An 11,631-nucleotide genomic window follows, 5' to 3' on the forward strand; every position below is an offset into this window, starting at 1 on the left:
TCGGTGCTCGTCAGTTGTGGCGGGCCGGGCGGTGGTCGTTGCGCCGGCCGCCGTGCGACGGGGAGCCGGTGCGGGGGCCGCCCCGGCGGTCGCCGCCGGAGTAGGCGCGGTGCTCGCCCCGGCCGGAGTCGCCGTCGCGGCGCCGGCCGTCCTGCCGGTCGTAGCCGCGCGGGCCGCGGCGGCGGCCGCCGCCCTGGCGGCCGCGGTTCTCCCGGCGCGGGCGCTCCGGGATGATCGGGCCCTCGATCGGGATGCCGGACGGCGGGCGGGCGCCCGTCAGCTTGACCAGCTCGGCGTCGCCCGCGCTGACCCGGACGCGGGGCGCGTTGATCCCGGCGCGCCGCGTCATCGCGGACGTGGAGCGCACCTGGTGCGGCAGGACGAGCGTGACGACGGTGCCGCGCTCCCCGGCGCGGGCGGTCCGCCCCGCGCGGTGCATGTAGTCCTTGTGGTCGGCGGGCGGGTCGACGTGCATCACCAGCGACACGTCGTCCACGTGGATGCCGCGGGCGGCGACGTCGGTGGCGACCAGCACGCTGATGGAGCCCTCGCGGAACTCGGCGAGCGTGCGGGTGCGCAGGCCCTGGCTCTTGCCGCCGTGCAGGCCGGCCGCGCGGACGCCGACCTGGACGAGCTGCTTGGCGAGCCGGTCGACGCCGTGCTTGGTGCGGGCGAACAGGATCGTCCGGCCCTCGCGGTTGGCGATCTCCGCGGTGATGGCGCTCTTCTCCTTCGGCGCCACGAGGAGGAGGTGGTGGTCCATGGTGGCGACGGGCTCGTCCACCGGGCCGATCGCGTGCGTCACCGGGTCGTCGAGGTAACGCTTGACCAGGACGTCCACGTCCTTGTCGAGGGTGGCGGAGAAGAGGAGCCGCTGCCCGCCGGGCTTGACGGCGTCCAGGATGTCGGTGACGTCGGGCAAGAAGCCCATGTCGGCCATGTGGTCGGCCTCGTCGAGCACGGCGATCTCGATGTCGGACAGGTCGCAGGCGCCCTGCCGCATCAGGTCCTTCAGCCGGCCGGGGGTGGCGACGAGGACCTCGACGCCGCGGCGCAGCGCGTCGATCTGCTTGAACATCGAGGTCTGGCCGATGACGGTCTTGAAGTGCAGCCCGAGGCCGCGGCCCAGCGGCTCCAGGTTGTTCTGCACCTGCTGGGCGAGCTCGCGGGTCGGCACGAGGATGAGCGCCAGCGGGCGCTTCGGGGCGGCCTTGCGGCCGGACAGGCGGGTGAGGAGCGGCAGGCCGAACGCCAGGGTCTTGCCGGAGCCGGTCTTGCCGCGCCCGAGGACGTCGCGTCCCGCCATGACGTCGGGGATCGCGGCGGCCTGGATGGGGAAGGGGGCCTCGATGCCCTGGCGCGCCAGGGCGTTCACCAGCACCGGCGGGATGCCGAGCTCGGCGAAGGTGGGAACCCGCTCTTCGTCCGCGATGGCGGGCATGGACGGGTTCTGTTCAGCGGCAGCTGTGGTCACGCATTACCTTCCGAGAGGGGGGCACGTCTCGGGAGGCACCGCGTTCCGCGCGGCCTGCAAGGACGAGCCTGACGCCGTGGTGGCGCCGAAGAGTGATTCGTAGAGTCTAACGTCGCCGGGGTGCCTCCTTATGCCCCGTCCCGCCTGGAACATGCGTCAACCGCGTCTCAGCAGGCGCACGCGGCGCCCGCCGCGGGAGCCGTCAGCGGGTCCGGGGAGCGTCGCGTGACGGCGCCGCCGCCGGTCTCGACGGGGAACCCTTCGCGCGCCCAGTACTCGAACCCGCCGATCATCTCCTTGACCGGGCGCCCGAGCTTCGCGAACTCCAGCGCCGCCTTCTGCGCGCCGTTGCAGCCCGGCCCCCAGCAGTACACGACGGCGGTCGCGCCGGGCGGCACGGCGGCGTCGCCGCGCTCGGCGATCTCGGCGGTGGGCAGGTGGATCGCGCCGGGGATGTGGCCCTGCGCCCAGCTCTCCGCGCTGCGGGTGTCGACGACGACGATGCCGGCCGCCCCGGCCTCCAGATCCGCGGCGACATCGGACACGTCGGTCTCGAACGCCAGCCGCCGGGCGAAATGCGACCGCGCCTCCGTGGGGCTCGCCGCAGGGACGGCATTGACGGCGGACCCGCCGCCGGCAGTGTCCGGTGGGACGGGGGTCTTGGGGACGGTGTTCATCCGGGGCTCCTTCATTCGTGGATGCGACCGATCTTCGTGTGCGCGCGGGCTCTGCGGGAGTGGCGTGAATGTCGGGCATCGCTAAGATCTCGCCATGATCGTCACTTCCCCGGGGCGGCGGCACACGGTTTCGGTGCTGGCGTTCGACGGGATGGCGCCGTTCGAGCTCGGGTCGGTCGTCGAGGTGTTCGGGCTCCCTCGGCCGGAGCTGGACATCCCCTGGTACGACCTGCGGGTCTGCTCGCTCGAGCGCGGCCCGATGCGCGCCGTCGGCGGCTTCACGATGGCGGCCGAGCACGGGCTGGACGCGTTCGCGTCCGCGGACACGGTGATGGTCGTCGCCGTCCCGGACGTCCGGCGGGACCCGCCGCCCGAGGTCGTCGCGGCGCTGCGGGAGGCGCACGCGCGCGGCGCCCGCGTCGTGTCCATCTGCTCGGGCGCGTTCGCGCTCGCCGCCGCCGGCCTGCTCGACGGACGCGAGGCCACCACCCACTGGCGGTACGCCGACCTGCTGCGCCGCCGCTTTCCGGACGTCCGCGTGACGCCGGACGTCCTCTACGTGGACGGCGACGACGTGCTCACCGGGGCGGGCAGCGCCGCCGGGCTCGACATGTGCCTGCACCTCGTCCGCAAGGACGACGGCGCGCGGGTCGCGAACATGGTCGCGCGGCGCCTCGTCGTCCCGCCGCACCGGGAGGGCGGGCAGGCGCAGTTCGTGGAGGCCGCCGTGCACCTCCCCGAGGAGGACGATCCGGTCGCGCGCAGCATGTCGTGGGCGCTGGCGCACCTCGCCGAGCCGATCACGGTCGCGCGGATGGCGCGCGAGGCGTGCCTCTCGCCCCGCACCTTCATCCGGCGTTTCCGGCGGCAGACGGGGACGAGCCCGCTCCGCTGGGTCATCGGCCAGCGGGTCCTGGCCGCGCTGCCGCTGCTGGAGGAGGGCACGGCGCCGGTCGAGGAGATCGGCGCGGCCGTCGGCTTCGAGAGCCCGGCGACGTTCCGGCGCCATTTCGTCCGGGCGATGAAGACGTCGCCGTCCGCCTACCGGCGCACCTTCCGGACCACGGCGGCCACGTGAGGCCGCCGCCCGCGGAGAAGCCGTCGAGCCCGGTCGTCAGGTAGTCGACGAACACGCTGCCGGTGCATGCTGATGACGACGCCGAACTCGTCCGCCACGATCGCGGGCGTCAGCTCGCCGGACGGCGGGGCGTAGCGGTGCCCGCCCATCCACAAGCCGGGGACGATCTCGTCCCACGGGCGTTCCGCGTCCGGTGCTCCCCTGCCGGTCACCCGGAGCAGCTCCGGATGCGCCGCCGACTCCGAAAGGATCATGCGCGCCGCGTCCCTCAGTTCCATGGAGCGCAGTCCAGAGGCGCCGTCCAGGGTGCGGGCGGGGTGATCCGGACGCGCGGAGCGCAGCCCGGTTTGGCAATACCTGCCCTATTTTTCGGGTTTCCGCAGGTCGCTGGAAGCGGCTCCTTTCCCCGGGGCGGGGCCGCGGTTACCATCGCGCTGCGCGTCCGGCGCCGAGTGCCGCTGTGCTCCCGGGTGCTCGCCCCCGCCGGGCGCCGTGCCCCGCTGCCCCGCCGAGAGGACCCCCCGCCATGCAGAGACGCATCCTGGGCGTGCTCGTCGCCGCCCTCCTCGGGATCGGGACGCCGGCCGCCGCCGCGTCCACCGCGTCCGCCGCGCCCGCGCCGCCCAAGGTCGCCGTCGACTTCACCGGGATCGTGGCGCTGAGCAACTGCTCCGGCTCGCTGGTGCGCACGCCCGCCGCGGCCGACGGCGACCCGGCGCTCGTGCTCACCAACGGCCACTGCTACGAGGGCGGCATGCCGTCCGCCGGACAGGTGATCACGAACCGGCCGTCGAACCGCACGTTCACGCTCCTCAGCCGCGACGGCCGGGGGACGCTCGGCCGGCTGCGCGCGTCGCGGATGCTGTACGCGACCATGACCGACACCGACGTGACCCTCTACCGGCTCAACACCAGCTACGCCGCGATCGAGCGGAACTACGGCACCACCGCGCTGCGGCTGTCGCTCGACCACCCGACCGCCGGGGCCGACCTGCGCGTGGTCTCCGGGTACTGGCGGCGCATGTACTCGTGCAGCCTCGACGGGTTCGCCTACCGGCTCCGCGAGAGCCAGTGGACGTGGAAGGACTCGGTGCGCTACACGTCCTCGTGCGACGTGATCGGCGGAACCTCGGGGTCGCCGGTCATCGACACGGCGTCCGGCAAGGTCATCGCCGTGAACAACACGATCAACGAGGACGGCGGCCGCTGCACGCTCAACAACCCCTGCGAGGTGGACGAGGCGGGGAACATCACGGTGCGCCCGCACATCGGGTACGCGCAGGAGACCTACATCCTGGGCGCCTGCATCGCGCCCGGCAGCGTGATCGACTTCGACCGCCCGGGCTGCGCCGTGCCGCGCGGCTGACGAACCGACCCCCGCGGAGCCCGCGCCCGGACGTCCGGACGCGGGCTTCCGCCGTCTCCGGGCCCGGTCGCCCGCTGTGAGCGATGTTACGACGGTTCGTAGTACTACAGGCCGTAGTATTTCTGACAGGCTGTAGTACTACAGCTTGTAGTAGTTGAGTCGGAGAGGCATCTGGGCCATGGACTCGGTCGACATCGCACGGTGGCAATTCGGGATCACCACCGTCTACCACTTCTTCTTCGTCCCGCTGACGATCGGACTGTCCGCGCTGGTCGCCGGGCTGGAGACGGCGTGGCTGCGGACGGGCAAGACCCGGTATCTGCGCGCCACCAAGTTCTGGGGCAAGCTCTTCCTGATCAACTTCGCGATGGGGATCGTCACCGGCATCGTGCAGGAGTTCCAGTTCGGGATGAACTGGAGTGACTACTCCCGGTTCGTCGGTGACATCTTCGGCGCGCCGCTCGCCATTGAGGGCCTGCTCGCGTTCTTCGTCGAGTCGACCTTCCTCGGCCTGTGGATCTTCGGCTGGGACCGGCTGAACGCCAAGCTCCACAACGCCTGCATCTGGCTCGTCCACATCGGGACGCTGCTGTCGGCGTACTTCATCCTCGCCGCCAACTCGTGGATGCAGCACCCCGTCGGCTACCGCGTCGACCACGAGACCGGCCGGGCCGTCCTCACCGACTTCTGGGCCGTCCTCACCAACTCGACGCAGCTCGTCGCGTTCCCGCACACGATCACGGCGGCGTTCGTCACCGGCGGCCTGTTCATGGCCGGCGTCAGCGCCTGGCACCTCGCCCGCCGCAAGAACATCGAGGTGTTTCGCCCGTCCCTGAAGCTGGCCCTCGTCGTCACGGCGATCGCCTCCATCGGCGTCGCCATCACCGGCGACGTCCAGGGCAAGGTCATGACCGACCAGCAGCCGATGAAGATGGCCGCCGCCGAGGCCCTCTACGAGACCGAGCAGCCCGCGTCGTTCTCGCTGTTCACCGTCGGGACGCTGGACGGCGACGAGGAGATCTTCGGGATCAAGGTGCCGCGCGTCCTGTCGTTCCTCGCCACCGGCACCTTCGACGGCGAGGTCAAGGGCATCAACGACGTCCAGGCCGCCGAGGAGGCGCGCTACGGGCCCGGCGACTACCGGCCGAACATCCCGGTCGCCTACTGGAACTTCCGCATCATGGTCGGCGTCGGGATCCTCACCGCGCTCGTCTCCCTCGCCGGGCTCTGGCTGCTGCGGCGCGGGCGGCTGCCGGCCAACCCGTGGGTGTACCGGATCGGCGTGCTGTCGCTGGCGCTGCCCTTCATCGGCAACTCCGCCGGCTGGATCTTCACCGAGATGGGACGGCAGCCCTGGTCGGTGTTCGGGGTGCTGAAGACGTCCGCGAGCGTCTCGCCCGGGGTGTCGCCGGCGTCGATGCTCATCTCCGTCATCTCGCTGACCGCGCTGTACGGCGTCCTCATGGTCATCGAGGCGGGGCTGATGCTCAAGTACGCCAAGGCCGGGCCGCCGTCCGAGGACGAGGTGCTGCCCCCGCCGCCGTCCGACTCCGACTCTGACTCCGACGAGCGCTCGCTCGCGTTCGCCTACTGAGGGGGCCGGTCATGGAACTCACCACCGTCTGGTTCATCGTCATCGCCTTCCTGTGGACGAGCTACTTCTTCCTGGAGGGATTCGACTTCGGCGTCGGGATGCTGCTGCCGGTCCTCGGCCGCGACGACGTCGAGCGGCGCGTCCTCATCAACACCATCGGGCCCGTCTGGGACGGCAACGAGGTCTGGTTCATCGTCGCCGGGGCCGCGACGTTCGCCGCGTTCCCCGAGTGGTACGCCACCCTGTTCAGCGGCTTCTACCTGCCGCTGCTGGCGATCCTCCTCGCGCTGATCGTCCGCGGCGTCGCGTTCGAGTACCGCGGCAAGAAGGACGACCCGCGGTGGCGCGCCCGCTGGGACAGGGCGATCTTCTGGGGGAGCCTGCTGCCCGCGTTCCTGTGGGGCGTCGCGTTCGCGAACATCGTCCGCGGCGTGCCGCTGGACGCCTCGCACGAGTACGCCGGGACGCTCGGCGACCTGCTCAACCCGTACGCGCTGCTCGGCGGGCTCACCACGACGATCCTGTTCGTCCTGCACGGGGCGGTGTTCCTCGCGCTGAAGACGTCCGGCGACGTCCGCGTCCAGGCGCGGCGCGTCGCGACCGTCGCGGTGGCCGCGGCCGTCGCCGCGGGCGGCGCCTTCCTGCTGATCACGCAGGTGCAGCACGGCAAGCCGGTGACCTGGCTGACCGCCGGCGGGGCCGCCGCCGGGCTGCTGCTCACCGCCGCCGCCAACCGGCGCGGACGCGAGGGCTGGGCGTTCGCCGGCACCGGCGCCGCCATCGTGCTCGCCGTCGCCACCCTGTTCACCGCGCTGTTCCCGGACGTCATGCCGTCCACGCTCGGCTCCGGCGGGCTGACCACCGAGAACGCCGCATCCAGCGGCTACACGCTGAAGATCATGACGTGGGTCGCGGCGGTGTTCACCCCGATCGTGCTGGTCTACCAGGGGTGGACGTACTGGGTGTTCCGGAAGCGGATCAGCACCTCCCACATCCCGGCCGCCCCGAAGCAGACCGAGCCGGTGCCGTGAAACCCCTCGACCCCCGGCTGCTGAAGTACGCCCGGACGACGCGGGTGTTCCTGCTGTCGTCCGTGGCGCTCGGCACCGCCACCGCCGGGCTGATCATCGCGCAGGCGACGCTGCTGGCGGACATGCTCACGCGGGCGTTCCTGGGCGGCGCCACCCTCGCCGGCCTGCGCACGCCCCTGGTGCTGCTGCTGGCCGTCGTCCTCGCGCGGACGCTGGTCGCCTGGCTGCAGGAGGTCGCCGCGCACCGGTCGTCCGCCGCGGTGAAGTCCCAGCTGCGCGGTCGGCTGCTCGCCCGCGCGCTGGCGCTCGGGCCGCGCTGGCTGTCCGGCGAGCGCAGCGGCGAGCTCGCCACCCTCGCCACCCGCGGCATCGACGCGCTGGACGACTACTTCTCCCGCTACCTGCCGCAGCTCGTCCTCGCGGTGACCGTCCCGGCGGCCGTCGGGTTCCGGATCCTGCTCGGCGACTGGCTGTCCGCCGTGACGATCGCGGCGACGCTGCCGCTCATCCCGGTCTTCGCGATCCTCGTCGGGCTCACCACGCAGCGGAAGATGGACCGGCAGTGGCGGACGCTGTCCGTCCTCGCCGCGCACTTCCTGGACGTCGTCGCCGGGCTGCCCACGCTGAAGATCTTCGGCCGGGCGCGGGCGCAGGCGGACAAGATCCGCGAGGTCACCGACCGGCACCGGCGCGCGACCATGTCGACCCTGCGGATCGCGTTCCTGTCGGCCCTCGTGCTGGAGCTGCTGTCGACCCTGTCGGTCGCGCTCGTCGCGGTGTCGATCGGGCTGCGGCTGGTCGAGGGCGGGCTGGGACTGGAGACCGCGCTGCTCGTGCTGATCCTGGCGCCGGAGGCGTACCTGCCGCTGCGGCAGGTCGGCGCGCAGTACCACGCGAGCGTCGAGGGCCTCACCGCCGCGTCCCGGATCTTCGAGGTCCTCGAAACGCCGCCGCCGGTCACCGGGACGCGCTCGGACCTCCCCGACCTCTCCCGCGCGACCCTCCGCCTGGACGGGGTGACGGTCGCCTACGACCGGGGGCCGGCGCTCGCCGGCTTCTCGATGACCGTCCACCCCGGGGAGACGGTCGCGCTGATGGGGCCGAGCGGGGCCGGGAAGTCGACGGTGCTGTCGGTGCTGCTCGGGTTCGTCCGGCCGGACTCGGGGCGCGTCCTGATCGACTGGGACGACCTGTCCGACTTCTCGCCGGACGCGTGGCGCGCCCAGATCGCCTGGGTGCCGCAGCGCCCGTACCTCTTCGCCGGGACGGTCGCCGAGAACATCCGCCTCGGCTCCCCCTCGGCGTCCCAGGCGGAGGTGCGGGCCGCCGCCGAGGCCGCGAACGCGCTCCCGTTCATCGAGGCGCTGCCCGCGGGCTTCGACACCCCGCTCGGCGACCGCGGCGCCGGCCTGTCGGCGGGCCAGCGCCAGCGCCTCGCCCTGGCCCGCGCGTTCCTCCGCGACGCGCCGCTGCTGTTCCTGGACGAGCCGACCTCGAACCTGGACATGGAGAGCGAGGCCGCGGTCATCGACGCCGTCGAGCGGCTGAAGGCGGGCCGCACGGTCGTCCTCGTCGCGCACCGCCCGACGCTGCTGCCCCTGGCGGACCGCATCATCCGAGTCGATCCCGCGGCGGTGCCGGCATGATTCTCATTGATTCACGTGAAACCTCCCGCCCGGCGGGGGGCGTGATCCTGCGGCTCATCACGTTCGCGCGCCCGGCCCGGGGACGGCTGCTGCTGGCCGTCCTGTTCGGGGTTCTGGCGCTCGGCAGCGGGGTCGGGCTCATGGCGACCTCCGCGTGGCTGATCTCGCGGGCCGCGCAGCATCCGCCCGTCCTGACGCTGATGGTCGCGATCGTGGCCGTCCGCGCGTTCGGGCTCGGCCGCGGCGTGTTCCGCTACGTCGAGCGCCTCACCGGGCACGACGCGACCTTCCGCATCCTGGCCGACCTGCGCGCACGCGTGTACGAGCGGCTGGAGCGGCTCGCGCCCGGCGGGCTCCCCGCGTTCCGCGGCGGCGACCTGCTGAACCGGCTCGTCGCGGACGTCGACGCCGTCCAGGACCTCTTCCTGCGCGTGCTGCTGCCGTGCACGGTCGCCGCCGTCGTCGGCGGCGCGTCGGTCGGGGTCGCCTGGGCGCTGCTCCCGTCCGCGGGCGTCATCCTGCTGGCCGCCCTGCTGGCCGCCGGTGTCGCCGCGCCGTGGCTGTCGTCGGTGACGGCACGGCGGGCCGAACGCCGGACGACCGACCTGCGCGGCGAGCTGGCCTCCCACATCGTCGACACTCTCCAGGGCGCACCGGAACTCATCGCCTACGGCGCAGCACCCGCCCAGCTCGCCGAGGCCGCCCGCCTCGACCGCGAGTTCACCCGGGCCACGGCCCGCTCCGCCGCCACCGCCGGGCTCGGCGCTGCCATCTCCGCGCTCGCCGGCGGGCTGGCCGTGTGGGGCGCCCTCGCCGCGGGCGTCCCGGCCGTCCGCTCGGGCGCGCTCGACGGGGTGCTGCTCGCGGTGATCGTCCTGCTGCCGCTCGCCGCGTTCGAGGTGGTCGCCGGGCTGCCGACGGCCGCGCAGTGCCTGCAGCGCGTCCGGCGCTCGGCCGCGCGGATCTTCGCCGTCCTGGACGCGCCGGCGCCCGTCCGGGAGCCGGCCGACCCGGCGCCGCTGCCCGCCACCCCGTACACCCTCAAGGTCGAGGACCTGCGAGCCCGGTGGACGCCGACCGCGCCCTACGCGCTCGACGGCGTCTCCCTGGAGCTCGTGCCGGGGCGCCGCTGCGCGATCGTCGGCCCGTCCGGGTCGGGCAAGACGACGTTGACCTCTGTGCTGCTGCGCTTCCTGGACCCCGCGTCCGGGGAGGTGACCCTGAACGGGGTCGATCTGGGCGCTCTGGCCGGGGACGACGTCCGCAAGGTCATCGGCCTGTGCGCGCAGGACGCGCACCTGTTCGACTCCACGATCGGCGCGAACATCCGGCTGGCGCGCCCGGCCGCGACCGACGACGAGATCCGCGACGCCCTGCGCCGCGCCCGCGTCCTCAACTGGGTCGACTCGCTGCCGCAGGGGCTCGACACCTACGTCGGCGAGCACGGCGCCCAGGTCTCCGGGGGCCAGCGCCAGCGCATCGCCCTGGCCCGCGCCCTGCTGGCCGACTTCCCGATCCTTCTCCTGGACGAGCCCGCCGAGCACCTCGACGTCGCGACGGCCGACGAGCTCACCGCCGACCTGCTCCGCGCCACCGAGGGCCGGACGACCCTCCTCGTCACCCACCGCCTCACCGGCCTGGACGCCGTCGACGAGATCATCGTCCTGGACGGGGGCCGCGTCGCCGACCGCGGCACCCACGCGGACCTGGTCTCCCGCCCGGGGCTCTACCGGTCCCTCTGGCAGCGCGAGCACGCCTCTGCTCCCGTGCCGGCGGGGCCCTGACCGGTCTCGGCGGCCATCGGCGTGACGGCGGGGGCGGCCGCGGCGTCCACCCTGCCGCCACCGCGGAGCCGACTTCGTCGGCCACCCGATGTGGCTCATCATCAACCTGCAAATGGAAGGCTCATCCGGCAGCCCAGGCCCCACCGCCAACACCTACTACAAGGCCCGCAACATTTACGTAGGCCGCACCCGTACCTGACGCGCCTCAGTCCAGCAACGGGGCGGCGCTCCTGACGATCCGGTACAGGCAGTCAGAGACATCGGGATGTTCTTTGATCTCCTCCTCCAGCAGAACGCGCCAGCACCCGGCTTCGCGGTAGTAGGCATCCTCGCGCAGCAGGCGCAGCCGAGTCTCCATCAGCCGCGTCTCCCAGGGCGTCCCCAGACATCGGCTGACCTCGCCGAAGACCCACCAGCACAGCTCGGTCCCGGCGATCGTCACCAGAACACGGGCAGCCTCAAAGGCGACGCGCTGCGGCGTAACGGACGCCATGCGCGAAAACTACGCTCGCCACCACCCGCTGTCGACCATCACCTGAGTTCCGGGCCACGGGAACCCCGCCTACGGACACCCCCATTACGCCGTCCTCATGCGCTTGTGAGCCGCGAGCTACTTCCTGAGACCTCCCAGGACCTTCCAGACCACGAACGCCCACAGTACGGTCGCCACGAGCAGGGGATAGAAGAACAAATACTCCCCCGCGAGAAGCGACCCGAGAGAACCCACGACAAAACCGAAGAGGACCAGGACGTAGACCGCGATCATGATCCATCCAGCCCATCCATGATCGCGGTAATAGAGCCGGTAGAGGGCGAGGACGACGATCATCGCTAGGGGTTGAACGATCCACTGCAGGACACCCACAGTGGCGATCATCCCACCGCAGACACGGAGTGGAAGGCCCGCAGACGACAGCCCCGCTCCACCCTCTCTGTCAGACTCAGGGGAGACATGGGGACGAACTAGTCTTCTGTGACATG

General features: G+C 72.4%; 11 protein-coding genes. 6 read left to right on the forward strand and 5 right to left on the reverse strand.

Going from position 1 to position 11,631, the window contains the following annotated elements; all coding sequences use genetic code 11:
* Positions 1–10: 10 nt before the first annotated feature.
* Complete coding sequence (locus tag ACIWVC_RS16390; protein ID WP_396454277.1) at positions 11–1,474, reverse strand: DEAD/DEAH box helicase; 1,464 nt, start codon at positions 1,472–1,474, stop codon at positions 11–13.
* A gap of 167 nt (positions 1,475–1,641) precedes the next feature.
* Positions 1,642–2,151 carry a rhodanese-like domain-containing protein gene (locus tag ACIWVC_RS16395; RefSeq protein ID WP_396448133.1) on the reverse strand — a complete coding sequence of 170 codons (510 nt, stop codon included), beginning with the start codon at positions 2,149–2,151 and terminating at the stop codon, positions 1,642–1,644.
* A gap of 94 nt (positions 2,152–2,245) precedes the next feature.
* On the opposite strand from ACIWVC_RS16395, the gene ACIWVC_RS16400 reads away from it, so the two are divergent.
* Positions 2,246–3,229, forward strand: coding sequence for a helix-turn-helix domain-containing protein (locus ACIWVC_RS16400; protein ID WP_396448134.1), 984 nt, complete (start codon positions 2,246–2,248; stop codon positions 3,227–3,229).
* On the opposite strand, the gene ACIWVC_RS16405 is transcribed toward ACIWVC_RS16400, so the two are convergent.
* The gene (locus ACIWVC_RS16405; RefSeq protein WP_396448135.1) at positions 3,193–3,507 is read right to left on the reverse strand and encodes a hypothetical protein; all 315 of its coding nucleotides are present in this window, start codon (positions 3,505–3,507) and stop codon (positions 3,193–3,195) included. The two genes, ACIWVC_RS16400 and ACIWVC_RS16405, sit on opposite strands and share 37 nt — an antisense overlap.
* Before the next feature lie 248 nt (positions 3,508–3,755).
* Here ACIWVC_RS16405 and ACIWVC_RS16410 point away from each other — a divergent pair, with 248 nt between their 5' ends.
* The 5 genes from ACIWVC_RS16410 (at position 3,756) to cydC (ending at position 10,650) form a co-directional block, all read left to right on the forward strand.
* Positions 3,756–4,595, forward strand: a complete 840-nt coding sequence (locus ACIWVC_RS16410; RefSeq protein WP_396448136.1) for a serine protease — start codon at positions 3,756–3,758, stop codon at positions 4,593–4,595.
* Positions 4,596–4,773: 178 nt separating this feature from the next.
* Positions 4,774–6,189: a cytochrome ubiquinol oxidase subunit I gene (locus ACIWVC_RS16415; protein WP_396454278.1), complete on the forward strand. Its 1,416-nt coding sequence runs from the start codon at positions 4,774–4,776 to the stop codon at positions 6,187–6,189.
* 11 nt (positions 6,190–6,200) lie between these two features.
* On the forward strand, positions 6,201–7,220 hold the full coding sequence (cydB, locus tag ACIWVC_RS16420; RefSeq protein ID WP_396448138.1) for a cytochrome d ubiquinol oxidase subunit II: 1,020 nt from the start codon (positions 6,201–6,203) through the stop codon (positions 7,218–7,220).
* Positions 7,217–8,866, forward strand: coding sequence for a thiol reductant ABC exporter subunit CydD (gene cydD, locus ACIWVC_RS16425; RefSeq protein WP_396448139.1), 1,650 nt, complete (start codon positions 7,217–7,219; stop codon positions 8,864–8,866). The genes cydB and cydD overlap by 4 nt, the downstream gene beginning before the upstream one ends.
* A gap of 41 nt (positions 8,867–8,907) precedes the next feature.
* A complete protein-coding gene (gene cydC / locus ACIWVC_RS16430) occupies positions 8,908–10,650 on the forward strand; it encodes a thiol reductant ABC exporter subunit CydC (protein ID WP_396448140.1) in 1,743 nt (580 codons plus the stop codon).
* Between the two features lie 205 nt (positions 10,651–10,855).
* On the opposite strand, the gene ACIWVC_RS16435 is transcribed toward cydC, so the two are convergent.
* Positions 10,856–11,143: a hypothetical protein gene (locus ACIWVC_RS16435; RefSeq protein ID WP_396448141.1), complete on the reverse strand. Its 288-nt coding sequence runs from the start codon at positions 11,141–11,143 to the stop codon at positions 10,856–10,858.
* A gap of 117 nt (positions 11,144–11,260) precedes the next feature.
* The coding region (locus tag ACIWVC_RS16440; RefSeq protein WP_396448142.1) for a hypothetical protein at positions 11,261–11,631 on the reverse strand (371 nt) is incomplete at its 5' end.

Origin of the sequence: Actinomadura sp., assembly GCF_044508335.1 — a bacterium.
Taxonomy (GTDB): Bacteria; Actinomycetota; Actinomycetes; order Streptosporangiales; family Streptosporangiaceae; genus Spirillospora.

Bases quoted from the DNA above. Each gene is read 5' to 3' on its own strand.
- ACIWVC_RS16395 (WP_396448133.1), bottom strand. From the start codon at position 2,151: ATGAACACCGTCCCCAAGACCCCCGTCCCACCGGACACTGCCGGCGGC.
- ACIWVC_RS16410 (WP_396448136.1), top strand. From the start codon at position 3,756: ATGCAGAGACGCATCCTGGGCGTGCTCGTCGCCGCCCTCCTCGGGATC.
- ACIWVC_RS16415 (WP_396454278.1), top strand. From the start codon at position 4,774: ATGGACTCGGTCGACATCGCACGGTGGCAATTCGGGATCACCACCGTC.
- ACIWVC_RS16400 (WP_396448134.1), top strand. From the start codon at position 2,246: ATGATCGTCACTTCCCCGGGGCGGCGGCACACGGTTTCGGTGCTGGCG.
- cydB (WP_396448138.1), top strand. From the start codon at position 6,201: ATGGAACTCACCACCGTCTGGTTCATCGTCATCGCCTTCCTGTGGACG.
- ACIWVC_RS16405 (WP_396448135.1), bottom strand. From the start codon at position 3,507: ATGGAACTGAGGGACGCGGCGCGCATGATCCTTTCGGAGTCGGCGGCG.
- ACIWVC_RS16435 (WP_396448141.1), bottom strand. From the start codon at position 11,143: ATGGCGTCCGTTACGCCGCAGCGCGTCGCCTTTGAGGCTGCCCGTGTT.